Annotated in this window: 20 protein-coding genes, 2 tRNA genes and 1 other RNA gene; 17 read left to right on the forward strand and 6 right to left on the reverse strand. The window is 46.1% G+C overall.

Translation table 11 applies throughout. The features are described from left to right. Positions 1 to 127: 127 nt before the first annotated feature. The 4 genes from GN277_RS10400 to gdhA all read left to right on the forward strand — a co-directional run bounded on the left by GN277_RS10400 (position 128) and on the right by gdhA (position 6727). Positions 128 to 2665, forward strand: a complete 2538-nt coding sequence (locus GN277_RS10400; RefSeq protein WP_159750972.1) for a hybrid sensor histidine kinase/response regulator — start codon at positions 128 to 130, stop codon at positions 2663 to 2665. Between the two features lie 46 nt (positions 2666 to 2711). After that, positions 2712 to 4739, forward strand: a complete 2028-nt coding sequence (locus GN277_RS10405; RefSeq protein WP_244324670.1) for a bifunctional diguanylate cyclase/phosphohydrolase — start codon at positions 2712 to 2714, stop codon at positions 4737 to 4739. A gap of 33 nt (positions 4740 to 4772) precedes the next feature. Continuing rightward, positions 4773 to 5126 carry an Hpt domain-containing protein gene (locus tag GN277_RS10410; protein ID WP_159750973.1) on the forward strand — a complete coding sequence of 118 codons (354 nt, stop codon included), beginning with the start codon at positions 4773 to 4775 and terminating at the stop codon, positions 5124 to 5126. A gap of 266 nt (positions 5127 to 5392) precedes the next feature. Beyond that, the gene (gdhA, locus tag GN277_RS10415) at positions 5393 to 6727 is read left to right on the forward strand and encodes an NADP-specific glutamate dehydrogenase (RefSeq protein WP_159750974.1); all 1335 of its coding nucleotides are present in this window, start codon (positions 5393 to 5395) and stop codon (positions 6725 to 6727) included. Between the two features lie 139 nt (positions 6728 to 6866). Here the strand turns inward: gdhA and GN277_RS10420 are convergent, their stop codons facing one another. Further along, positions 6867 to 7115: a hypothetical protein gene (locus GN277_RS10420; RefSeq protein ID WP_159750975.1), complete on the reverse strand. Its 249-nt coding sequence runs from the start codon at positions 7113 to 7115 to the stop codon at positions 6867 to 6869. A 275-nt stretch (positions 7116 to 7390) separates the two neighbouring features. Here GN277_RS10420 and GN277_RS10425 point away from each other — a divergent pair. After that, a tRNA-Val gene (locus GN277_RS10425) sits at positions 7391 to 7463 on the forward strand. Between the two features lie 49 nt (positions 7464 to 7512). Beyond that, positions 7513 to 7586 (forward strand) — tRNA-Met (locus tag GN277_RS10430). Positions 7587 to 7679: 93 nt separating this feature from the next. On the opposite strand, the gene GN277_RS10435 is transcribed toward GN277_RS10430, so the two are convergent. After that, a complete protein-coding gene (locus GN277_RS10435; RefSeq protein ID WP_159750976.1) occupies positions 7680 to 8525 on the reverse strand; it encodes a MerR family transcriptional regulator in 846 nt (281 codons plus the stop codon). A 100-nt stretch (positions 8526 to 8625) separates the two neighbouring features. On the opposite strand from GN277_RS10435, the gene GN277_RS10440 reads away from it, so the two are divergent. The 3 genes from GN277_RS10440 to GN277_RS10450 all read left to right on the forward strand — a co-directional run bounded on the left by GN277_RS10440 (position 8626) and on the right by GN277_RS10450 (position 12189). Next, complete coding sequence (locus GN277_RS10440; protein WP_159750977.1) at positions 8626 to 9957, forward strand: MATE family efflux transporter; 1332 nt, start codon at positions 8626 to 8628, stop codon at positions 9955 to 9957. Positions 9958 to 10078: 121 nt separating this feature from the next. Beyond that, complete coding sequence (locus GN277_RS10445) at positions 10079 to 11608, forward strand: Y-family DNA polymerase (protein WP_159750978.1); 1530 nt, start codon at positions 10079 to 10081, stop codon at positions 11606 to 11608. Next, complete coding sequence (locus GN277_RS10450) at positions 11605 to 12189, forward strand: hypothetical protein (protein ID WP_330587210.1); 585 nt, start codon at positions 11605 to 11607, stop codon at positions 12187 to 12189. The genes GN277_RS10445 and GN277_RS10450 overlap by 4 nt, the downstream gene beginning before the upstream one ends. Here the strand turns inward: GN277_RS10450 and aroD are convergent. Further along, on the reverse strand, positions 12105 to 12899 hold the full coding sequence (gene aroD, locus GN277_RS10455) for a type I 3-dehydroquinate dehydratase (RefSeq protein WP_159750979.1): 795 nt from the start codon (positions 12897 to 12899) through the stop codon (positions 12105 to 12107). The genes GN277_RS10450 and aroD overlap by 85 nt on opposite strands. 139 nt (positions 12900 to 13038) lie before the next feature. Between aroD and spoIVA the strand changes: the two genes are divergently transcribed. From spoIVA to rnpB, 6 genes are all read left to right on the forward strand, one after another. Further along, entirely contained in the window at positions 13039 to 14511 is a 1473-nt protein-coding gene (gene spoIVA / locus GN277_RS10460) for a stage IV sporulation protein A (RefSeq protein ID WP_159750980.1), read from the forward strand. A gap of 169 nt (positions 14512 to 14680) precedes the next feature. Continuing rightward, positions 14681 to 15151 (forward strand): MogA/MoaB family molybdenum cofactor biosynthesis protein, encoded by a 471-nt coding sequence (locus GN277_RS10465; protein WP_159750981.1) that lies wholly within the window; start codon positions 14681 to 14683, stop codon positions 15149 to 15151. A 16-nt stretch (positions 15152 to 15167) separates the two neighbouring features. After that, a complete protein-coding gene (locus GN277_RS10470; protein ID WP_159750982.1) occupies positions 15168 to 15851 on the forward strand; it encodes an MBL fold metallo-hydrolase in 684 nt (227 codons plus the stop codon). A gap of 12 nt (positions 15852 to 15863) precedes the next feature. Continuing rightward, on the forward strand, positions 15864 to 16343 hold the full coding sequence (rnhA, locus tag GN277_RS10475; RefSeq protein ID WP_159750983.1) for a ribonuclease HI: 480 nt from the start codon (positions 15864 to 15866) through the stop codon (positions 16341 to 16343). 127 nt (positions 16344 to 16470) lie between these two features. Continuing rightward, a complete protein-coding gene (locus GN277_RS10480; RefSeq protein WP_159750984.1) occupies positions 16471 to 18315 on the forward strand; it encodes an alpha-amylase family glycosyl hydrolase in 1845 nt (614 codons plus the stop codon). Between the two features lie 39 nt (positions 18316 to 18354). Further along, positions 18355 to 18723, forward strand: an RNA gene (gene rnpB, locus GN277_RS10485) — RNase P RNA component class A. 28 nt (positions 18724 to 18751) lie between these two features. On the opposite strand, the gene GN277_RS10490 is transcribed toward rnpB, so the two are convergent. The 3 genes from GN277_RS10490 to GN277_RS10500 all read right to left on the reverse strand — a co-directional run bounded on the left by GN277_RS10490 (position 18752) and on the right by GN277_RS10500 (position 20926). Continuing rightward, a complete protein-coding gene (locus GN277_RS10490; protein ID WP_159750985.1) occupies positions 18752 to 19198 on the reverse strand; it encodes an aspartate carbamoyltransferase regulatory subunit in 447 nt (148 codons plus the stop codon). 11 nt (positions 19199 to 19209) lie between these two features. Continuing rightward, positions 19210 to 20127 (reverse strand): aspartate carbamoyltransferase, encoded by a 918-nt coding sequence (pyrB, locus tag GN277_RS10495; protein ID WP_159750986.1) that lies wholly within the window; start codon positions 20125 to 20127, stop codon positions 19210 to 19212. A 415-nt stretch (positions 20128 to 20542) separates the two neighbouring features. Then, complete coding sequence (locus GN277_RS10500; RefSeq protein WP_159750987.1) at positions 20543 to 20926, reverse strand: putative ABC transporter permease; 384 nt, start codon at positions 20924 to 20926, stop codon at positions 20543 to 20545. Between the two features lie 162 nt (positions 20927 to 21088). Here GN277_RS10500 and pheA point away from each other — a divergent pair, with 162 nt between their 5' ends. Beyond that, the gene (gene pheA, locus GN277_RS10505; protein WP_159750988.1) at positions 21089 to 22219 is read left to right on the forward strand and encodes a prephenate dehydratase; all 1131 of its coding nucleotides are present in this window, start codon (positions 21089 to 21091) and stop codon (positions 22217 to 22219) included. 24 nt (positions 22220 to 22243) lie between these two features. Next, entirely contained in the window at positions 22244 to 23539 is a 1296-nt protein-coding gene (locus GN277_RS10510; RefSeq protein WP_159750989.1) for an ATP-binding protein, read from the forward strand. Positions 23540 to 23784: the final 245 nt, after the last annotated feature.

Raw genomic sequence — 23784 nt, forward strand, 5'->3', positions numbered from 1 at the left:
GATTGTTTATAATGAATCTGGTAAGATGCAGGTATTTATGCTTTTATATAAGATAAAATGTTGCATGGTAAGGTCCGGGAGTGCGGGCTGTCCGCAGAATATAGGAACTAAGAAGAGGGATATAAGCATGTTTAAAAAGACAAAAAAGTTTCTGATAAGTAGTGTGTGCAGTCTGGTGGTACTGTGTATCGTAATATTTTTCTGGCTTGGCTCGGCAATGGGCCAAAAGAGCTTTGATGCCATTAATGAAGTCGGTCTGCTTTACATGTCCGAGATGAGCGTGCAGCTACAGCAGAAGTTCAACGCCGTAATAGAACTTCAGGTTTCAAGGGTGGAGGCTGTGGTTAAGCGTACGCCGCCTCAGGACGCCGTCTATGGGGAGGAGATGCTTACGGAGCTGTATCGTAGCGCCGAGGTCAGGGAGTTTGTGCATTTTGGCATGTATCGGAAGGATGGCGGCCATGAGACGATTTACGGGGAAGAAGCTGATTTCCTAAATGAAGAAGAATTCCAGGATACTTTAAATAACGAAGAAATATTTATCACAAGTGGTTACAGTAAGAGTGGAACAAAGCTGCTTTTATTGGTGGTGGATGCCAGCTATCCCATGGGAGACGGCGGTGTCAGCGACGTGGTGGTGGCAGGGATACCTATGGAATATTTGGAGGATGCCCTTGTTCTGGAAGGGGACGGCACCATGGTTTATTCCCACATTATCCGCGGGGACGGAGAGTTTGTGGTACGTACAGGCAATGCGTTCCGTGAGAATTATTTTGCACGTATTAAGGAGACGGTTTCGGAAAAAAGTCAGCAAAGTCCAGAGGAATATATAAGTCAGTTTAAGGATTCGATCCAAAAAGGAGAAAATTATTCTACGCTGATCATCGATAAAACGGGAATCCACCAGCATATGTATGCAGCTCCTCTAAAGGGGTCTGACTGGTATCTGGTATCTGTCATGCCTTACGGTGTTTTGGACGGTGTGATTATGAATCTGAACCATGTTCAGCAAATTACGGTGCTTGTTGCCTGCGGCATGATTCTTATTGCTTTGGCGATTATTTTTATCCGGTATTACAGGCTGTCCCAACAGCAGTTACGTGAGCTTGAAAAGGCGGAGAAGAAGGCCTTTAGGGCAAACCAGGCAAAGAGCGAATTTTTATCCAGCATGAGTCATGACATCCGTACGCCCATGAACGGGATTGTAGGAATGACGGCAATCGCTTTGGCAAATGTAAATGACCCTGTACGGGTTCACGACTGTCTAAAGAAGATTGGACTTTCAAGCAGGCATTTGTTAGGGCTGATTAACGATGTCCTGGACATGTCCAAGATTGAGAGCGGAAAGCTGTCTTTGAATATGGATATCCTCTCCTTAAGGGAGACCATGGAGAGTATTGTGAATATCGTTCAGCCGCAGATACGAGAAAGAGAGCAGCATTTTGATATCTTTATACGGGATATCCAGACTGAGAACGTATACTGTGACAGTGTGCGTTTAAACCAGGTGCTTATTAATCTGCTTTCCAATGCGATTAAATTTACGCCCACAGGCGGCAGGATTAATGTTTATTTAATACAGGAGGATTCTCCTCTGGGAAGCAGCCATGTACGCTGTCATTTTCGGGTGAAGGATTCGGGAATCGGTATGTCGCCTGAGTTTCAGAAGAAGATATTTGAGACATTTTCCAGAGAAGACTCAAAGGTGCAGAAGATTGAGGGAACTGGTCTTGGAATGTCCATCACCAAGGTTATTGTGGATATGATGGGAGGCACCATCGAGGTTAATAGTGAGCAGGGGGTAGGAAGCGAGTTCCATATTGTAGTGGACTTTGAGAAGGCGGCCGTTGAAGAAGATATGGCGCTTCCGCCGTGGCGCCTGCTGGTGGTTGACAATAATGAGGATTTGTGCCGCAGCGCGGCGTCTGCATTGAAGGAGATTGGTGTGGACGCACAGTGGGCCTTGAATGGAGAACGTGCCGTTCAGATGGTGGAGGAGCACTATAAAAAGCATACGGCTTATGATGTCGTGCTGTTAGATTGGAAGATGCCTGGGATGAACGGGCTTGAGACCACTAAGGCTATACGAAAGATTGTAGGGGACGCTCTGCCGATTCTGATTATTTCGGCTTATGACTGGACGGACATTGAGGATGAGGCGCGTGCCGCCGGAGCCCATGGATTTATCTCCAAGCCGCTGTTCAAATCCAATCTGTATCTGGGACTTAGTCAATATATGGGAGGCGGGGTTCCAGAAGAAAAGCTTGAGTCGGAGAGTGTGCATTTTGAAGGACTTCATATTTTGCTGGCAGAGGATAACGAGCTGAATTGGGAGATTGCATATGAGATTCTTACCGATGCTGGATTTGAAGTGGACTGGGCAGAGAACGGACAGATCTGTGTGGATAAGTTTAAACAGTCTGAAGAAGGATATTACGATGCTGTGCTGATGGATATCCGTATGCCGATTATGAACGGTTACGAGGCGGCAAAGGCTCTGCGCGCCTTAGAGCGTCCGGATGCTAACCTGCCGATTATTGCCATGACAGCGGATGCATTTTCGGAGGATATTCAGCAATGTCTGGAGTGCGGCATGAATGAACATGTGGCAAAGCCTATTGACATACAGAAACTTATGAAGCTTTTAAAATCCTATCTAAAATAGGAGTAAGTTCAATAATTGAAAGCAGAAGATTGAGGAAGAGATTTCGATGAGTAAAAAGAAGAATATTTTTGAAATGAAAAAGATTTTGATCGTTGATGATTCGGAGATTAACCGTTCGCTGTTGTCGGATATGCTTTCTGATGAATATGAGATATTGGAGGCGGAGAACGGTATGGAGGCGTCAGCGATCCTGCATGACAGAGAGCAGGAGATCGCGTTGGTCCTGTTGGATATTATGATGCCGGTTATGGACGGGTTCGAGACGCTGGTGGTTATGAATAAAAATGGATGGATCAAGGATGTTCCGGTCATTATGATATCGGCGGAGAATGTTCCGGCATATGTGGATAGGGCCTATGATCTGGGGGTGCAGGACTATATCAGCAGGCCCTTTGACGAGCGTACTGTAAGGCGGCGGGTAATCAACACGATTATTCTTTTTACCAAACAGAAAGAATTGTCCCATATGGTGACAAACCAGATCATGGAGAAGGAAAATGACAACAAGCTCATGATAGAGATTCTGTCAAATATTGTGGAGTTTCGTAACGGCGAGAGCGGTCTTCATGTGTTACATATTCGGATGTTTACGGAGTTGATTTTAAAGTGGCTCATTAAGAAGAAGCTTTATGGTATTTCTACAGAGGATATTTCGCTGATCTGCAACGCATCGGCGCTCCATGATATTGGCAAGATTTCTATTCCCTCGGAGGTGCTGAACAAGCCGGGGCGGCTGACGGATGAAGAATATGAGATTATGCGGGAGCATGCGGCAGAAGGCGCCAGATTGCTGAGTAATATTCCGTTCCGAGAGAATGAACCGCTGATTCGGTTAGGCTTTCAGATATGCAGGTGGCATCATGAGCGGTTTGACGGGAGAGGGTATCCGGACGGATTGGAGGGTGACGAGATCCCGATTGCGGCCCAGGTCGTGGCCCTGGCGGACGTGTACGATGCACTGACCAGCAAGCGTGTTTATAAGGACGCATACTCTCATGACAAAGCTGTTGAGATGATTCTCAACGGCGAATGTGGTGTGTTTAATCCGACTCTTATGGAGTGTCTAAGAGAGATCTCTGATGCATTGAAAGAAGAAATGCGGGTACGTTCAGAAGGCAAGAAGATGCAGGAGGAGGTTCTGGATGCAGTAGAGCAGATGGTGGAGAAGGGAGAGCTAGATGTTTCAGACCGTACATTGAAGCTTCTGGAGCGTGAACGTGTCAAGTACCAGTTCTTTGCGGAACTATCCCAGGAGATTCAGTTTGAGTATACTGTGTCGCCGGAGATGCTGATTCTGTCAGAGTGGGGAGCAAACTATCTGAATATGCCTGAGACCATCATGAATCCCCGAAAGGATTGTTTTGGTACGGATGTATTTACCCAGAATGATTTTGAGCATCTGCTTAATAGGCTTGAGAAGACTACACCTCAGGAGCCTGTGGTGGAGGAGCGGTATGTGCTGAACATTAACGGACAGGAGAGATGGAGTAGGGTCATCGCCCGCTCTATGTGGGGAAGCTGGGAGCCGCCGGAGTACATAGGAGCCATTGGCAAGATCGTAGATATTCATGAGGACATGGAGAAGATGAACCATCTGGAGGTCATGGCGGCCCATGATTCCCTGACCGGACTTTTGAACCACAAGGCGGCAAAATCTCAGATCATCGCCCGTCTTGACGAGGATGAAGAAAAGAAGTTTCTTTTGCTTTTGTTTGACCTGGATCATTTCAAACTGGCCAACGATACATACGGCCATCTGTTTGGTGATGAGGTGCTTAAATTCGTGTCTGATAAGCTGCGGACCAACACGAGATCCATTGATATTGTTGCACGAATGGGCGGCGATGAGTTTTTGATTTTTATGCCCTATAAGGATGAGGTGGAGCCTCCTGTGAAGCGCATTTTCCGTTTGTTGTCTACCCGTTATGAGAAGTTCAACATCAGTGTCAGCATGGGGATTGCCTGTGCGAAGGATTGCGGCGGCAATTATGACACCTTATTCCATATGGCGGACGAGGCATTATATGAGGTTAAGAGAAGCGGCAGGAATAACTATTGTTTTTACCAGAAATAGAATGTTCAGAAGATAGAAAGGAGGAAAACCACAATGACGGTAAGAGAATGTTATGAGGCGATGGGTGCGGACTATGAGGATGTGTTTGGAAGACTCCGCAAGGATGAGAGAATTCAGAAATTCGTGTTGAAGCTGCTGAACGATAAGAGTTATGAACTGCTGATGAATTCCATGGAAACTGGAAATATGGACGAGGCATTTCGGGCGGCACATACATTGAAGGGTGTGTGCCAGAATCTGTCAATCACAGCGCTCTATCATTCATCGGCAGAGCTTGCTGACCGTTTAAGGGGAAGTCAGGAGTATGGAGAGGACGTAGAGCCCCTTTTGGAACAGGTAAAGAAGGACTATACACTTGCGATGGATTGTATTCGTAAGCTGGCGTGATGAGAGTACGTCTGATATACTGTTTGTACATGGCAGTATATCAGGCGTATTTTTGTGATATTGTTTTTGATAAAATGAAATTTAGAGTGTGCTCTGTTGCATGTATGCTGGTTATAACTCGTATAAAATCTACAATATTTGTATAGAAATGAAGGAAAACAAAAGTAAAATTGCAAAAAAATATAAAATTTACGAAAAAAAACTTGTGTTCCAGACAAAAAACCTTTAAAATAAAGGAGAAGATTATATTTAGGAGGTAGAAAGGTATGTCATATGTTGATGAAGTCCTGGAAAAAGTTGTGGCAAAGAACCCTGCTGAACCAGAATTCCACCAGGCAGTAAAGGAAGTATTGGAGTCATTGAGAGTGGTGGTTGAGGCGAACGAAGACAAGTTTAGGAGAGACGCCTTGCTTGAGAGACTGGTAGAGCCAGAGAGACAGATTAAGTTCCGTGTACCCTGGGTAGACGACAAGGGACAGGTTCAAGTGAATACAGGTTACCGTGTACAGTTTAACAGCGCAATCGGCCCATACAAGGGAGGACTTCGTCTTCACCCGTCTGTGAATCTTGGAATCATTAAGTTCCTGGGATTTGAGCAGATTTTCAAGAACTCCTTGACAGGTCTTCCCATTGGAGGAGGAAAGGGCGGTTCTGATTTCGACCCGAAGGGCAAGTCAGACAGGGAAGTGATGGCATTCTGCCAGAGCTTTATGACAGAGCTTTGTAAATATATCGGTGCAGATACAGATGTACCGGCAGGAGATATTGGAACAGGAGCGAGAGAGATTGGTTATCTGTTTGGCCAGTATAAAAGGATTCGCGGCTTATACGAAGGCGTGCTGACTGGAAAGGGCTTAAGCTACGGCGGTTCTCTTGCCAGGGCGGAGGCTACAGGATATGGTCTTCTGTATCTGACAGAGGAGATGCTGAAGCTTAACGGAAAAGAGCTGGCAGGGAAGACGGTTGCAGTATCCGGTTCCGGAAACGTGGCGATTTATGCCACACAGAAGGCACAGGAATTGGGTGCGAAGGTAGTGACAGCCAGCGACTCTAACGGATGGGTTTATGATCCAGAGGGGATTGACGTTGCGGCGTTGAAGGAGATTAAGGAAGTCAACCGCGCGAGGCTGACTGAGTATAAGAAGTATCGTCCGAATTCTGAGTACCATGAGGGACGGGGCGTATGGTCTGTGAAGGTGGACATAGCTCTGCCCTGTGCGACGCAGAACGAGCTTCATCTGGAGGATGCGAAGATACTGGTAGAGAACGGCTGTATGGCTGTCGCAGAAGGCGCTAATATGCCTACAACCTTAGAGGCCACAGAGTATTTACAGGAGAAGGGCGTATTGTTTGCACCAGGAAAAGCGGCCAATGCCGGAGGGGTGGCAACGTCTGCTCTTGAGATGTCTCAGAATAGCGAGAGGCTGAGCTGGTCCTTTGAGGAAGTGGATGCCAAGCTTAAGGGTATTATGGTGAAAATCTGTCACAATATGGTTGATGCTGCTAAGCGCTACGGTATGGAGGGCAACTATGTGGCAGGAGCGAATATTGCAGGATTTGAGAAAGTTGTAGATGCGATGACAGCTCAGGGAATTGTATAAAATTGGTGAAATAGTTAAGAAAATATAATATTAATATATCAATAAGCCTACCTTGATACTCGATTCAAGGCAGGCTTATTGATACGTTAGAGCCGCAAAAATATGCCGCCGGCAATTCTTTTTGAGCTTCGTTTGACTATTAGTTTGCAAGAAATTCTTCGATTTCTTCCAGGCTCTTTCCAGATGCAACAAGCAACTCTGCAGCTTTCTGAACCTCAGCTTGTTTCCTTTGCTTTTCAACCATAGCATCATAACGAACCTGGTCTTTTTTTAACTGTTTGAGGTTCGCTTTTTCCTGCTTCAGTTCTGCAGATAATGCTTCGATTCTTTCCTCTGCCATCTCAATTAATTCCGGATAATTCTTTTCTTCTACCTTTCTTCTCGCCATTTTAAACGACCTCCATAATTATTAGTTTACACTATAAAGATATCATTCATTGACAAAAGAGTAAAGAGTTTCAGTGTATTTTGTTTGAAAATTTTGTGATTTTTTTCGTGATTATTTTTGTAGAATAAAGTTTTTATTGCTTTCAAATTTCGTATTTTAAATTGAAATAAATAGAGTAAAAAAACTTTTTGAAAAATTTGTAAAAATGTGTTGACAAGCTATAGTATTTGATAGTATAATAGCGAAGCAGGTTCGAGATAGGAACTTGTAGAGAAGGGATCTTAGCTCAGCTGGGAGAGCATCTGCCTTACAAGCAGAGGGTCATAGGTTCGAGCCCTATAGGTCCCATTGCAACAAAGATTGTTGCAGATGGTTCTGTGAATACAGAATCATATTTGGCGGGATAGCTCAGTTGGCTAGAGCACACGGTTCATACCCGTGGTGTCGCTGGTTCAAATCCAGTTCCCGCTATTTATTAGATAAACCTGCATACGCAGGTTTTTTTGAATTTTTCAGCACCAGGCACATAAAGAATGTGGGCATTCAAAGTAGTTCGGATGTAAATCACAGTATAGGAATTTCAATCTGTGTAATATAATCCTCAATCCTGTCAATAACATTCTCATTCATTCCCATTTCATAGGAAAATCCATGCAGTTTTATTCCTTGTCCGTCGGCATAAGCCAGAATCTCCTGATATTTTTCCGGAATCTTCTCCCAGGCTCCCTTGTGGAAAGCTCTGATATATTTTCCGCCGGATTGTATGTGAATTCCGGTTTTATTTGGATTTTTGGACAGCTTTTGCTCCCCTTGGGAAAAAGCCGGAATTTCAATAAATAGCATAGAGTACTCGTGGAAATTTCCTTGATACAGACAATCAACGGAAATCATGGTTCCATAGGAAGCGTCGTGCAGACGACGAAGCTGATATTTCTGTGTTTCGGCAGCAATCATTTCCACCTCTTTGTCAAAGGAAGTTGAAGCGTCAATCTTTAATGTCACCAGGCGGCATTCTCTTTTTTCCACTACACGAATCTCTGACAAATCCATGGTCAGCAATGTAACCATATTTCTGTGATGGCTGCACAGAGTCTCCCTAAGTCTGCTCATATGGTCGATCTGTCTGTTAAGCTCTTTAATCCTTTCGTCCAGAAGACATTTGAGGCTTAGGGCAGAACGACGCTTCATAAATGTCTGTATCTCATCAATGGATACGTCCAGCTCACGCAGCAGGAGAATCGTCTCTAACACCGAGCTTTGCCTATAATTATAATAGCGGTATCCGTTTTCTGGATTGATGTAAGCAGGCTTAAAAAGCCCGATCTCATCGTACCACATCAAGGTTTTTTTGTTGATGCCGTGGAGCTTTGCAAACTGTCCGATGGTAAGCAGTTTATTTTTTTCATTCATTTTCAAATCCTCTATTGACCATACTGTTACTGTATAGTTTATCATACTCTGTACAGAAGCAAAATGCAAGGTAAGTTTCCAAGGTAAGAGGAGAAAAACGATGGAAAAACAAAGTGTATACAACAAACCGGTTACAATAAAAAATATTTTAAAATTTGCAATGCCAACCATTGTTATGACAATATTCATGTCATTTTATACCATGGTTGACGGGTTGTTCGTCTCTAACCTGATTGGAACAGACGCCTTATCCGCCATCAACCTGACAGCGCCGGTCATCCAGCTTGTGACCGCAATCTCCACCATGCTTGCCACCGGAGGCAGCGCTGTAATCATGAAGAAGATAGGAGAACAAAAAAAGGAAGAGGCCAGGGAGGATTTTACCTCCTTGATTCTGGTAAATGTGGCGGTAGGAATTATCATGTGCGCCTTGGGTTTTTTGTCCATGGGCTCGATCTTCGCCGGCATGAACCTATCTCTGGCCGTAGAAGGGTATTGCGTGGAATATCTGAGCCGTTACCTGCTCTTTACAGTTCCAATTCTGTTGATGAATAATTTTACCCTCTATATGATTGCCAGTGAGAAGGCGGCTCTTTCCCTCATCTGTTCTGTGGCGGGAGGAGTGTTGAATATGGCGCTGGATTATGTATTCATTGCCTGCTTTGACATGGGAATTGGCGGAGCGGCAGCGGCAACAGGATTGGGGTATTCTGTGACAGCGGTTGTGGGGTTATTGGTGTTTAACAGGAAAGAGAATCTTTTACATTTCAGGAGGCCCGTCTTTCGACTGGAGGTTCTAAAAAACGCAGCTTCAAACGGATGCTCTGAGATGGCCACAACACTGGTTACCGGCATTGTCACTATGATGTTCAACTGGACCATGCTGACCTATGTTGGAGAAAATGGCGTTGCCGCCGTTACCATCATCATGTATGTCCTGATGTTTGCAAGCTCTCTGTATACGGGATATTCTTACGGGGTAGCGCCTATGCTCAGTTATTATTACGGTGAGCAGAGCTATGAAAAACTTAGGAAGCTGGTGAGGAGTAGTCTGAAAATCATTGGGGGAATCTCCCTTTTGACGGTGGCAGGCTCATTTGTACTGACAAAACCTTTGGTATCCATATTTGCCAGACCAGCTAATCCAGTATACGAGCTGGCTTTTACAGGAAATCGAATCTGTACGGCGGCCTTATGCTTTATCGGCTTTAATATTTTTGCTAGCGGTATGTTTACTGCGTTGTCTAACGGCCTGGTGTCGGCGGTGCTGGCGTTTTCACGGTCATTTGTTTTCATGATGATTGCCATGCTGACTCTTCCCGCGGTTTTGGGGGTAAATGGAATCTGGCTGGCAACTCCTGTGGCAGAGCTTATGGCGCTGGCCCTTACGGGAGGGATGTTTGTGAAATATCGAAAAAGGTATCAGTATTAAGAAAAACAAGAATTTTTTTACAGTTGAAAACAAACGTAAGTTCTGATATAATTAAAAAGAACTTACGTTTGTTGTTTTTTCTGGTGACAGGATGTGCAGACGATATAAAGAGGTGACGGATATGGAGGAGAATAAGCATACCTATATCGCAATCGATTTAAAGTCCTTCTACGCCTCGGTAGAATGTGTAGAGCGTAACTTAGATCCCATGACAACGAATCTGGTGGTTGCCGATTTAAGCCGTACAGAGAAGACGATCTGTCTGGCAGTATCCCCTTCTCTGAAGGCCTATGGAATTTCAGGGAGGGCAAGGCTGTTCGAGGTGGTACAGAGGGTTAAGGAGGTCAACGCCATGAGACAGAGCATGGCGCCCAACCGCCGGTTTGACGGAGCGTCTTATGATGATACTGAGCTTAAGGCCTCGCCCTCTAAGGCTCTTGACTACATCGTGGCAAAGCCCAGGATGGCGCACTATATTGATTACAGTACAAGAATCTATGAGATTTATCTAAAATATGTGGCGCCGGAGGACTGCCATGTATACTCTATCGACGAGATTATGATGGATGTCACCCATTACCTGGCCACTTATGGGATGTCGGCGCGTAAGCTGGCAGGGAAGATAATCAGGGACATTCATTCTACGACGGGCATTACGGCGACAGCGGGGATTGGGAGTAACCTGTATCTGTGCAAGGTTGCCATGGACATTGTGGCAAAGCATATCCCGCCGGATAAGAACGGGGTGCGCATTGCGAACCTGACGGAGAAAAGTTACCGCCGGATTCTGTGGGCCCATCAGCCCATTACAGATTTCTGGCGGGTGGGGCATGGGTACGCGAAGAAGCTTAAGGAGTACGGCATGTATACCATGGGAGATGTGGCCAGATGTTCCCTTGGAAGGGCGGGAGAATATCATAACGAGGAGCTGCTATACAAGTTATTTGGGGTAAATGCAGAGCTTCTGATTGACCATGCCTGGGGATGGGAGCCTTGTACCATGGCGGATATTAAGTCTTATAAGCCCAGCGCCAACAGTATGGGGGCAGGCCAGGTGCTTCGGTGTCCCTATACGGCGAAAAAGGCGCGGCTGGTGGTTCGTGAGATGACGGAAGCTTTGGTATTAGATTTAGTAGATAAGTGTCTGGTGACAGACCAGATGGTTTTGACTGTAGGTTATGACAGGGAGAACCTGTCAGATTCCAGAAAGAGGAAGTCCTTAAAAGGGGAGATTACCACAGACCGCTACGGGAGGAGTGTTCCCAAACATGCCCACGGCACTGTGAACCTTAAAAGGCAGACGTCTTCTTCCAGGAGGATTGTGGAGGCGGTGCTTCAGCTATATGACGACATTATTCAGAAGGATTTTCTCATTCGGAGGATTACGGTAACCGCGAACCATGTGGTGGATGAGAATAGGGTCAGGAACGAGCCTGTGTTTGAACAACTGGACTTATTCACAGATTATGCAGCTCTTAAAAAAGAGCAGGAGGCCGAAGAAGCAAGTTTGCAGCGGGAGAAGAATCTGCAGCGGGCCATGCTGAACATTAAGAAGAAGTATGGAAAGAACGCGATTTTGAAAGGAACGAGTCTGATGGAGGGCGCGACAGCCATGGAGAGGAATCGACAGATTGGAGGGCATCGGGCATGAGTAAGAACGGGAAAAGCTTCTTGAACAATAGCGAGCTATATAAGTATCAGGATATGATTGAGCTTCCTCATCATGTATCCAAGACCCACGCCCACATGCCGGTGGAGGACAGAGCCGCCCAGTTTGCCCCCTTCGCCGCCCTGACCGGACATTATGAGGCTGTGAAGGAGACGGAGAGGCTTACGGATGAGAGACATGAACTGGATGAATATTGGCAGTCGGATTTAGACAGGAGGTTTAGGGAGATCAGGGGGGTTCAGGGGATACGGCCGGAAGTATCCATCACCTACTTTGTGCCGGATCCTCACAAGGAGGGAGGCTCCTATGTGACGGCTACAGGATATGTGAGGAAGATAGACGAGTATGAACGGACAGTGATTTTAGAGGATGGAACACGGATACGCATGGAAGATATTTTAGACTGTGAACCCCTGCCAAAACCGACGGTTTTACAGCAGGGGGGATTCATAAAGAAAATCCATGATTTTCGTCAAGTTTATAAGAGCCTGTCTTGCCGTATGGCAGCCGTTACAAGGCCTGATGTATGCTTTTTTAGAAGGCCGTGTAATTCCTGGGCATGAATCTGCCCTGGGGCGGAGGCTTTGTCGCCGGAGCCGAAGGTGAGGCAGGAGCCAAACGCCTCGCAGGCAATACGGCTGATGCTTCCCATACCAGACATGGACATGGTGATGATGGGGCGGTCGGCATAGTTAGACGCCATCTCCTCTGTAGCCGCAAGGAGAGTAAGGACATCTTTCCTACTCCTTGGCATTACTGCAATCTTAGGAATGTCTGCGCCCATGTCCTGCATCTTGCGCAGCCGGTATATAAGCTCAGACTTGGCAGGCGTTTTGTGAAAATCGTGGTTGGAGGCCACGACCTTTGTATTACAGTTATGTATGGCAGAGATTAAGTCCGTCACAACGGCGTCTCCGGTGAAAATCTCTACGTCAATAAGGTCTGCCAGGCCTAAGGCTGCCACAGCCTTGTTAAGAGAAACGTAGGATTTTGTATCAAGCTCTGAGACGCCTCCCTCCCGTTTCGTGCGGAAGGTAAATAAAAGGGGGGTGTCCCCAAGAGTTTTGCGCACTTCTGCCAAAACCTCTGTCACCTTTTCTATATTTTCCACGTCTTCAAACCAGTCGGCGCGCCATTCCATCAGATTCATGGGCATATCCATATACTTTTTGGTGAGGGAAATGATTTCTTCACGAGTCTTACCCACATTGGGGATACAGATGGCGGGGATGCCTTCCCCAAGAACAAGGCTCCTTACTTTCAATGTATTCATAGGCGGTCTATTCTCCTTGTGATTGTGTCTTTTGGACCTATTTTAACAAAAATAAAAAAAAGAAGCAAATACGAAAAAGTATTCTAAACCATATATAGTGCGCATATATTCTAACAGCACAGACGGAAGGGGCAAGAGCATGGAGAAATATCATTTATACAAAGATATACAAGCCAGAACAAACGGAGAGATATACATGGGAGTCGTAGGTCCCGTCAGAACGGGAAAATCTACATTTATCAAGCGGTTTATGGATGTGCTGGTGCTGCCAGCCATGGAGGATGAGCACAAAAAGGCGAGGACAAAGGATGAACTTCCCCAGTCTGCGTCCGGACGGACGATTATGACCACTGAGCCAAAATTCGTCCCCAAGGAGGCGGCAGAGATAAAGCTTTCGGAGGATGTGAAGGTACGGGTCAGGCTGATTGACTGTGTGGGTTACATGGTAGAGGGGGCCTCCGGCCACGTGGAGGGCGGGGAGGAACGCCAGGTGAAAACCCCCTGGTTCGACCATGAGATACCCTTTACCAAGGCGGCGGCAATCGGAACCAGGAAGGTCATCCATGACCATTCAACCATTGGTATCGTGGTTACGACGGACGGCAGTATCACAGATATTCCCAGGGAGAATTACCGAGAGGGAACTGAGAAAACCATCCGTGAGCTTCAGAGCATTGGAAAGCCTTTTGTGGTGCTGGTAAATTCCAAGAAGCCCTTTGGAGACGAGGCGAAGCAGGTGGCCCAGGAATGTGAACAGCAGTATGGCACCAAGGCAATTCCCATTAACTGTGAGCAGCTAAAGGAGGAGGATATCACACGAATCATGGAAGCAGTACTGTACGAATTTCCGGTTTCCGAGGTGCAGTTCTTTATTCCGAAGTGGGTGGAAATGCTTCCAAGGGACCACAAGATTAAGCAGGAGCTGTTGGTACATATCAAGGATATCCTGAACCGCTTTGGAGAAATCCGAGACGCAGTCGCAGGAATCGAGCTGCCGGAGTGCATGTACATAGAGGAAATGAAGGTAGACCATATTGAGATGGATACCGGTTGTGTGAAGGTGCGCATACAGGTAGCAGAAAAATTCTACTATGAGATGTTAAGCGAGCTGACCGGAACCCATATTGCGGGGCAGTATGAGCTGGTGGCAGCTATGAAGAACCTGTCGGAGCTGAAAAAAGAGTACGAAGGGGTACGGGATGCATTTGCCTCGGTACGGATGCGTGGTTACGGTGTGGTCAGTCCTCAGAAAGACGAGATTACTTTAGAGGAGCCAACCATCATCAAGCAGGGCAACAAATATGGGGTTAAGATTCATTCGGAGGCTCCCTCCATTCATCTGATCCGCGCAAATATTGAGACGGAGATTGCACCGATTGTAGGAAATGAGCAGCAGGCTCAGGACTTGATTCGCTATATTAAGGACGCCAAGGAAAGTGAGGAGGGAATCTGGGGCACGAATATCTTTGGCAAATCCATTGAGGAGCTGGTGATGGACGGAATGCAGAATAAGATGGCGATGATTAATGACGAGAGCCAGGAGAAGCTTCAGGATACCATGCAGAAGATTGTAAATGACAGCAACGGAGGCTTGGTCTGCATCATTATCTGACGTAAAATGCTTTACACCTCTGGTATTATTTGCTATGATTGTTTTGGAAAACACAGGGTAAAGTCCGTGAGCCGTTCATGGGCTTTATGCCTTTTCCTGACAAGGTTCTATAGATAAAAAGGAGATTCTGGTAAATAAAAGGATTTCCGGCAAATAGCGGAGGTATGATATGAGAGTTGCAATTATTACGGCGAGTACAGATGTATACAGGGGAACTACAGAGAATGAGAGTGGGGAGGCAATCATGGAGATGATGGAGGAGGCAGGCTTTGAGATTGTATTCATGCGTGCCCTTCCCAACGACAGAGAGGTGCTGTCCAGGATAATGGCGAGTTTGGCTGACACGTTCGTGACAGATCTTGTTCTGACCACAGGAGGAGCAGGCTGCGGACCTTTTGACTGTACGCCGGAGGCCACCACGGATATTATAGAAAAGCCAATCTTAGGTATTCCAGAGGCCATGCGCGCCCATACCATGAAGATGACTAAGCGTGCCATGCTGAATCGCAGCGTTGCCGGAATCCGTAAGGAGGTACTGATTGTGAACCTGCCAGGAAAGGCTCAGGCGGTTCGGGAAACTCTTAAATATCTGATACCGGAGTTAGTTCATGCGGTAGAGGTGATTCAGGGCGAGGCGTAATAAGGAGTACAGACATATGAAGATTACATATCTGAAGCACAGTGGGTACGTGGTGGAGGATGCCGGCAGGGCAATGGTTTTCGATTATTATGAGGGAAATCTTCCTGATTTCTTAGAGGCAGTAAAGCTCTATGTATTTGTAAGCCATGTCCACTATGACCATTTTAATCCTCAGATTTTTCAGTGGAAAGATCAATATCCTGATATTCAATATATTTTGTCAAATGATATTGAGGAGAAAGGTTTTAAGGAGAGCTGTACCTTTGTGGGCCCTGGTCAGGAGGTGGTTCTTGACGGGATTAAGATTAGAACTCTTAGGTCCACAGACGAGGGCGTGGCATTTCTGGTGCAGGCAGGAGAACGAAGGATTTACCATGGGGGAGATCTGAACTGGTGGCACTGGGAGGAGGAAAGCAGGGTGTATAATGAGATGATGCGCAGAAGGTTCCTCCATGAGATGGAGAAGCTAGAAGGAGAGTCTGTGGATGTAGCGTTTCTGCCTTTGGACCCTAGGCAGGAGGAGCAGTATGCTTGGGGGTTCGACTATTTTATGCGCCATACTCGGACAGGCTGTGCTTTTCCCATGCATTTCTGGGAAGAATATGAAGTTTACGACCGATTGATTGAGGATACGAGATCAGAGCCCTATCGCCAGCGAGTGATGAAGGTGTCGAAGCCTCAGCAGAGCTTTGAGGTATAAAGGAGAAGAAGGATGAAGGTGAAGATTTATACAGACGGAGCTGCCAGAGGGAATCCAGACGGTCCGGGCGGCTATGGAGCCGTGCTGGAATATGTGGATACAAAGGGAGAGCTGCACACAAAGGAGTTGTCCCAGGGATACAAAAAGACTACCAACAACCGGATGGAGTTGATGGCCGTGATTGCGGGGCTTAAAGCCTTAAACCGGCCTTGTGAGGTAGAGCTTTATTCCGATTCTCAGTACGTGGTCAATGCATTTAATAAACATTGGATTGACGGATGGATTAAAAAGGGCTGGAAGCGGGGGAAGAATGAGCCGGTAAAGAATGTGGATTTGTGGAAACAGCTTTTGGAGGCGAAGGAGAAGCATCAGGTAACGTTTATCTGGGTCAAGGGCCATGACGGGCATCCTCAGAATGAGCGCTGTGATGCCCTGGCCACAGGGGCTGCGGACGGTGAGAATCTGATGGAGGATACCGTCATGGATGCTTGAGTGCCACATACCAGAATGGGTGATATCTGTATTTTCTGTGGCAGACAGAGGGATTTTATGGTAAACTATAGAAGTGTCACACAGAAAATGTGATACCGGAAATATTTTTTAGGAGGTACGGATAACGATGGCATGGTATGATGAGGCAGTATTTTATCACATTTATCCGTTGGGGCTTACGGGCGCGCCGAAGCAGAATACCTACGGGGAGCCGAAGCACCGTCTAAACACCTTGTTGCCGTGGATTGCTCATATTAAGGATATTGGATGTAATGCAATTTATATTGGTCCCTTGTTTGAATCAGTGGGCCATGGATATGAGACTACGGATTACAAGAAGCTGGATAGCCGTCTTGGAACCAATGAGGATTTGACCGCGTTTGTTAAGGAGTGCCACAGGCAGGGAGTGAAGGTCATTTTCGACGGAGTGTTCAACCATACGGGACGGGATTTTTTTGCGTTTCAGGATATCAAGAAGAACAGAGAGAATTCTCGCTACAAGGATTGGTATCGAAACGTGAATTTTTGGGGAAATAATGAGTTTAACGATGGGTTTTCCTACGAGAACTGGGGAGGCTACGATCTTCTTGCGAAGCTGAACCAGCAGAATCAGGAGGTACGGAATTATATTGGGGATGTAATCCGCTTCTGGGTAAAAGAATTCGACGTGGATGGAATCCGTCTGGATGCGGCAGATGTGCTGGATTTTGAATATATGAAGGAGCTTCGACGGGTGGCCAATGAGGTGAAGCCTGATTTCTGGCTGATGGGAGAGGTGATACATGGAGATTACAACCGCTGGGTGAATGAGGGGACACTACATTCTGTTACCAATTATCATTTGCACAAGGCTCTGTATTCGGGCCATAACGACCACAATTATTTTGAGATTGCCCATACGGTGAAGCGTCTTTACGGCATGGGGGGAAACCGTCCAGATGGACTTAAGCTCTATAATTTTGTAGACAACCATGATGTGGAGAGAATTTATACGAAGCTTATCCAGAAGGCCCATTTTGCACCGGTGCACGTCCTGTTATATACCCTTCCGGGAGTTCCGTCTATCTATTACGGCTCAGAGTTTGGGATTGAAGGGCGCAAGGAGAAGCACTCTGACGATTCCTTAAGACCTGCGCTGTCTTTTGATGAGTATGAACATGCCAGGGAGGAGAATCCATATACCAGGCTGATTGGAGCCCTTGGGAAGGTACGCCAGAGTACGCCTGCCCTCTCCTACGGGGATTATAAAGAGTTGACGCTGACGAACCGGCAGTACGCATTTTCCAGAGACTATGAGGGAGAATCAGTAATCGTTACAGTCAATAATGACGACAACGACTTTACCATGAATCTTCCGGCGGGAGACGCAGCGGCCTATGTAGGAGCGCTGTCAGGAGAAAAGGTGGATGTGAACAGCGGCCGTATTTCGGTCAGTGTGAAGGCCAATTCCGGTGAGATTTGGATTCCCTTATCCAAGGGACAGGCTTTGAATGCGGGTGTTATGGCTGATTTAGGCAAGGTTGATGCCGATGCAAAGGTAGAGGCTGTCGAGAAGGCCACAGAGAAGGTGGGAAAATCATCAGCAGGAACAGCCAAGCGGATTGTGACTGATGAGAATGCCAACGCTGCGGTGGAGATTGTAGACGAGAAGGTGGCAGAGGTCATGATGGAGTCTGTGGAGGAGAAGAAGGCGAAGCTGGAATCTAGGGATACCTTGGACGCTGTGGCTGAGAAGATGATTGATGAGGCTATGGAGAACCTTGCACAGTCTGACGCTGCTCAGAAGAAGCCGAAGGAAGATAAAAGGGAATGCTGCCAGGAGGCTTTTGAGAAGGGAAGGATTACAGGGCTTCAGGAGGCGATTCTTGCCATGATGGAGAAGAACGGTCCGGTTACAGACCAGATGAAGAAAGACGTCATGGATAATGTGTACCATGATTCCCTGATTAACTGGATTAAGAGTTTTCGGTGATTGTTTTTTTAAGGATTCTATGTTATATTAGATGCATTGCAAGTAAGACAGGTAATCGCGTCTGTAAATGACAAGTCCTAAAGGCTGTCAGGCCGAAAGGCAGCAGATGAGGAAAGTCCGGGCTTCACAGGGCAGGATGCCGGATAACGTCCGGTGGAGGCGACTCCAAGGAAAGTGCAACAGAAATGAACCGCCATGTATATGGTAAGGGTGGAAGGGCAGTGTAAGAGACTACCGCCCTGCTGGTAACAGTGGGGGCACATGTAAACCCCATCCGAAGCAAGACCGGAAAAAGACAATGTGGCGGCCCGTCACGTCTTAGGTAGGTTGCTTGACCCCGCCGGTAACGGCGGGGCTAGATAGATGATTACCCAACGACATAACCCGGCTTATCGTCTTGCTTGCAGCATTAATTAATAAAATATAAGTCTGGTTATTATTTTAATTTACCGTGATACTTTTCTTCACAGTATTTGCAGCGATAGATCTCTTTGTCTGGGTCAGTCAGTACGAATACGTGATCTAACCCCTGCTCGATGGAGGTGATGCACCTTGGATTCTTGCAGCGGATAATATTGGTAATCTCCTTCGGGAGATGCAGGCACTTCTTTGCCACAATCTTGGAATCTTTGATGAGATTAATGGTAATATTGTGATCAATAAATCCCAGAACATCCAAATCAATAAAATCAATGGGGCACTCGATCTTCATGATATCTTTCTTGCCCATCTTGTTGCTCTTGGCATTCTTGATAATGGCAACGCAGCAGTCTAATTTGTCCAGATGGAGATACTTGTAGATGTCCATGCTGCGGCCTGCCTGTATATGGTCTAATACGAAACCTTCCTCGATACGTCCTACATTCAGTGTATTTTTCAACATGATCTTCCCTCCTACACTTCGATATTAAGCAGCGTCAGAATGAGCGCCATCCGAATATAGACGCCGTACTTAGTCTGTTTGAAATAAGCCGCCCTGGGGTCGTTGTCTACCTCAACAGAAATCTCGTTGACACGCGGAAGCGGGTGAAGGACATACATATCCTTAGGAGCCAGCTCCATTTTCTTGGAGTCTAAGATGTAGAAATCCTTCATACGCACGTAGTCTTCCTCGTTGAAGAAGCGCTCCTTCTGTACGCGGGTCATGTAGAGCAGATCCAGCTTCGGCAGCGCATCCTCAAGACGAACAACTTCTTTGTACGGGATATTCCCCTTATCCAGTACATCAAAGCGCATGTAGCCGGGAAGCCTTAATTCTTCCGGAGAGATTAAGATGAACTTAATCCCTGAGTATCTCACCAGGGCGTGGATCAATGAATGGACGGTACGACCAAATTTCAAATCCCCGCACAGACCGATAACCATGTTGTCCAGACGGCCTTTTAAGTTGCGGATTGTAAGTAAGTCAGTCAATGTCTGGGTTGGGTGCTGGTGCCCTCCGTCTCCGGCGTTAATTACCGGAATAGACGAATGCTGGCAGGCAACCATGGGCGCGCCTTCTTTGGGATGGCGCATAGCACAGATATCCGCATAACAGGAAACGGTGCGGATGGTGTCGGAAACGCTCTCCCCTTTGGCGGCAGAGCTGGACTCTGCGGATGAGAATCCAAGGACGCTTCCGCCTAAGTTCAGCATTGCGGCCTCATGGCTCAGTCTTGTCCGTGTGCTTGGCTCATAGAAAAGGGTTGCCAGCTTCTTCCCCTGGCAGGCATGGGCGTACTTGGCTGGGTTGGCTTCAATGTCAACGGCCAGGTTCATCAGTCGATCCAATTCTTCTACGGAAAAATCAAGCGGACTCATTAAGTGTCTCATAAAAACCTCCTTATGATGTAAATGAAAAATATAAAAATGTATGTATATCATCAACGGCTTCGGCCCTTGGCCATAACCGCGTGATGTCAGGTAAGTGGGGCGTCTGCCGCCTGTAGAGTATGATTCTGATGAAAATATAATATTGAAAATATATCAATGAAAATAGTGAGTATTTGTAAATATGAATGTTTGAATGAATAGAGCAAGAAAGGAAGAATATGAATTAACTTAAATAAAAAATTATCAATAAGAAACGAAATGAATATAACCAGCCATCCATATAAAATATGAATGATAAAGCACGGCTTGTCTATATAGAGGCAGTCTGCGCTGCTGTTACATTCTTGGATATTCATGCCTTGTCCTCCCTACTTGAAAATCTTTCATATTATAATATAACAAATAGGAAAGATTTTCAATGTTTTATGAGGATTTTTTCAAACAATAATCCAGCGCCGAACCAAAGGGGCGCGTAATCCAGGCGAATTAAGCCTCTGATATTCAAGGGGGCTTCGCTGTAGTCCCAGGGGCATGCATCAAATTTTTTCAGGAAAGAGCCGGTCAAATATTCGCCGCAGAAAATGCAGCAGGTGTATACGCCTCCTCGCAAAAACAGGCTTTTTCCCTTGAGCAGCCGGCAGACGGGCGCCAAAAAGCTTGCCATGCCGTAGATAGGGAACATCCAGATGGAAGTGTTCCCTGTTAGTTTTGGGTTTTCGTCCTGCAGGGAGTGAAGTCCTGTGAAAAGGATTTCCATGCACCATCCTGTGGTCCCGCAGGTTAGGAAATTATGCTTCATAGAATTAAGTATGGCAAAGGAATGTGGATTTTATACAGAAAATATATTATAATACCTTATAGTTACACCCAGGGGGGGATGCTGTAACGGTTTATCTTGGGGCAGGCGGTCTTCTTCTTTGAAGACTTAATTTACAAAAATAAAAATCAAGGAGAAAATAATATGGCAACATTGGCGGAATTAAGGGTACAGATAGATGCGGTAGATGACGAGCTTGTAAGGCTGTTTGAGGAAAGAGTGCGTTTAGGCGGCCAGGTGGGGGATTATAAGATTCAGAACGGAATGAAGATATTTGACCGTCAAAGAGAGCGGGAGAAGCTTAAGGATGTGGCAGAAAAGGCAAGTACAGAGTTTAACAAGAAAGGTGTGCAGGAATTATTTGAACAGTTGATGGCAATGAGCCGGAAGGTTCAGTACCAAAAGCTTGTGGAGGCGGGAGCCCTTGGGCGCCTGCCCTTTATCGGAGTAAAGGAGTTGGATACCCAGAATGCAAGAGTGGTATTTCCTGGGACAGAAGGGGCCTACAGCCAGGCAGCGATGGAGTATTATTTCGGTGAGAAATGCAACAGCTTCTATGTCCGAACATTTCGGGATGCCATGGAGTCCATTGAGGAGGGGGCGGCAGATTTTGCTGTGCTTCCCATTGAGAATTCAACGGCGGGGGCTGTGGACGAAATGTACGACCTTTTGGTTGAATTTGAAAATTATATCGTGGGGGAGACGATTATTCCCATTACTCATACGTTGGCGGGGCTTCCTGGAACAGAGCTTTCGGACATAGAGCGCGTGTATTCCAAGGGGGTTGCGTTGATGCAGGCGTCCCGTTTTCTGGACGAGCATAGCGGATGGCAGCAGATTAGCGTGGCGAATACGGCGATTGCAGCAAAGAAGATTATGGAGGATAAGGATAAGAGTCAGGCGGCAGTCTGCAGCGCCAATGCTGCGAAGATTCACGGGCTTGAGGTGCTTGTTGATAATATTAATGATGATCCCAATAATTCCACTCGTTTTATCGTGGTGACAAACCAGAAGATTTTTCATAAGGACGCCAAGAAAATCAGCATTTGCTTTGAGGTGCCCCATGAGAGCGGTTCTTTATATCACCTGCTGTCTCACTTTATTTACAATGATCTGAATATGACAAAGATTGAGTCAAGGCCAGTGGAGGGGAGAAACTGGGAGTATCGGTTTTTTGTGGATTTTGAGGGGAATCTTGCAGAACCGGCGGTAAAGAATGCGATTCGCGGGCTTAGGGAGGAGAGCAGGAGCCTGCGGATACTTGGGAACTACTAATATGTTGTGTTTAGGAGTGAGTAAATGAGAATCAATGAATTAATCTTATATAAGCATATGGAGGAAGGAAAGCTGCTTTGGGATATGACCTTTCTTATGGAGAATTATGACAATACTTATTATAATTCTGAGGATTTAAAGGGGCTATTGTTTGACTGTGTAAATGAGCTTCTGGAGATGGGGGTCAGCCATGGGTTTGAGGGAAATCTATGGCATAATTATCTGACCTATCTTCTGGCCAGCCATGAGAATGCTTATAGTACCTCCTGCGAGATTGTGGGTCAGGTGTCAGGCAGCATCAATGAGATTGCAGAGCATGATTTCGGGATTTTCAAGGAATTGTTTGACTATGATTTCGGGGAAATGAAGGATGCGCTTAAGGCTGGGTGTATGTCTGTGCTTCTTGACTATCGGGGAATGGAGGGACACGGGAAGGTGTTTAACAAAAGGCTTCGGGATAGAATCTGTGATTTAAGCAAGAACCTAGCGGACACAGAGGATGCTAGGGAGTTTAAGGATACTCTGACTCAGTTTTACAAGGAATTTGGCGTGGGAAAGCTGGGGCTTCACAAAGCGTTTCGGGTAGAGCATGGGGACGGTATGGCCAGGATTGTTCCGATTACGAAGATTGCCCATGTGCATCTTGACGACTTGGTTGGGTATGAGATTGCCAAGGAGAAGCTGATTGCCAATACGGAGGCGTTTGTGGCGGGAAGAAGGGCAAATAACTGCCTTTTGTTCGGTGATGCCGGAACAGGGAAATCCTCCTCCATTAAGGCGGTTTTGAATCAATATTATGATAAAGGGCTTCGCATGATTGAGGTATATAAGCACCAGTTTCAGGACCTGAATGATATTATTTCCCAGATTAAGAATCGCAATTACAAGTTTATTATCTATATGGATGATCTTTCCTTTGAGGAATTTGAGATAGAATATAAGTATCTGAAGGCTGTGATTGAGGGCGGATTGGAGAGGAAGCCGGATAATATCTTAATCTACGCCACGTCCAACCGAAGACATCTGGTTCGTGAGACTTTTCGAGATAAGGCGGATCGAGACGAGGAGCTGCATACCAATGATACGGTGCAGGAGAAGCTGTCTTTAGTGGCAAGGTTTGGAGTGACCATTTATTTCGGAAAGCCGGAGAAGAAGGAGTTTCAGGAGATTGTGCGGCAGCTTGCCAGGCGAAACGGGATTGAGATGCCAGAGGATGAGCTTTTGCTTGAGGCAAATAAGTGGGAGTTAAGCCATGGCGGGCTGTCGGGGAGAACGGCGCAGCAGTTTATTGATTTTCTTATGGGGAGGAGGGAGGTTTGAGCCTCTCTTAATCAATTATCCTATATTTGAGAAAATATTTACATAAAGATGTTCCAATAGTATAATTAATTCATATTTTATTATAGAAGGTTTTAACAATATATAAATTTAAACGAATAATTCATATCAGAAACGGTTTTATGTGATAATTGCCACATGGAAATTAAATGACGTTATAATGGTTTAGGTCAATATGTCCCAAATCCGGTACAGGCATAAAGTAGAACAGGGAATATCATTCTAAA

Origin of the sequence: Sporofaciens musculi (assembly GCF_009830285.1) — a bacterium.
GTDB classification, from domain to species: Bacteria; Bacillota; Clostridia; order Lachnospirales; family Lachnospiraceae; genus Sporofaciens; species Sporofaciens musculi.

Excerpts from the sequence above, each read along its gene's own strand:
- GN277_RS10400 (WP_159750972.1), top strand. The coding sequence starts at position 128 with ATGTTTAAAAAGACAAAAAAGTTTCTGATAAGTAGTGTGTGCAGTCTG.
- GN277_RS10405 (WP_244324670.1), top strand. The coding sequence starts at position 2,712 with ATGAGTAAAAAGAAGAATATTTTTGAAATGAAAAAGATTTTGATCGTT.
- GN277_RS10410 (WP_159750973.1), top strand. The coding sequence starts at position 4,773 with ATGACGGTAAGAGAATGTTATGAGGCGATGGGTGCGGACTATGAGGAT.
- gdhA (WP_159750974.1), top strand. The coding sequence starts at position 5,393 with ATGTCATATGTTGATGAAGTCCTGGAAAAAGTTGTGGCAAAGAACCCT.
- GN277_RS10420 (WP_159750975.1), bottom strand. The coding sequence starts at position 7,115 with ATGGCGAGAAGAAAGGTAGAAGAAAAGAATTATCCGGAATTAATTGAG.
- GN277_RS10435 (WP_159750976.1), bottom strand. The coding sequence starts at position 8,525 with ATGAATGAAAAAAATAAACTGCTTACCATCGGACAGTTTGCAAAGCTC.
- GN277_RS10440 (WP_159750977.1), top strand. The coding sequence starts at position 8,626 with ATGGAAAAACAAAGTGTATACAACAAACCGGTTACAATAAAAAATATT.
- GN277_RS10445 (WP_159750978.1), top strand. The coding sequence starts at position 10,079 with ATGGAGGAGAATAAGCATACCTATATCGCAATCGATTTAAAGTCCTTC.
- GN277_RS10450 (WP_330587210.1), top strand. The coding sequence starts at position 11,605 with ATGAGTAAGAACGGGAAAAGCTTCTTGAACAATAGCGAGCTATATAAG.
- aroD (WP_159750979.1), bottom strand. The coding sequence starts at position 12,899 with ATGAATACATTGAAAGTAAGGAGCCTTGTTCTTGGGGAAGGCATCCCC.
- spoIVA (WP_159750980.1), top strand. The coding sequence starts at position 13,039 with ATGGAGAAATATCATTTATACAAAGATATACAAGCCAGAACAAACGGA.
- GN277_RS10465 (WP_159750981.1), top strand. The coding sequence starts at position 14,681 with ATGAGAGTTGCAATTATTACGGCGAGTACAGATGTATACAGGGGAACT.
- GN277_RS10470 (WP_159750982.1), top strand. The coding sequence starts at position 15,168 with ATGAAGATTACATATCTGAAGCACAGTGGGTACGTGGTGGAGGATGCC.
- rnhA (WP_159750983.1), top strand. The coding sequence starts at position 15,864 with ATGAAGGTGAAGATTTATACAGACGGAGCTGCCAGAGGGAATCCAGAC.
- GN277_RS10480 (WP_159750984.1), top strand. The coding sequence starts at position 16,471 with ATGGCATGGTATGATGAGGCAGTATTTTATCACATTTATCCGTTGGGG.
- GN277_RS10490 (WP_159750985.1), bottom strand. The coding sequence starts at position 19,198 with ATGTTGAAAAATACACTGAATGTAGGACGTATCGAGGAAGGTTTCGTA.
- pyrB (WP_159750986.1), bottom strand. The coding sequence starts at position 20,127 with ATGAGACACTTAATGAGTCCGCTTGATTTTTCCGTAGAAGAATTGGAT.
- GN277_RS10500 (WP_159750987.1), bottom strand. The coding sequence starts at position 20,926 with ATGAAGCATAATTTCCTAACCTGCGGGACCACAGGATGGTGCATGGAA.
- pheA (WP_159750988.1), top strand. The coding sequence starts at position 21,089 with ATGGCAACATTGGCGGAATTAAGGGTACAGATAGATGCGGTAGATGAC.
- GN277_RS10510 (WP_159750989.1), top strand. The coding sequence starts at position 22,244 with ATGAGAATCAATGAATTAATCTTATATAAGCATATGGAGGAAGGAAAG.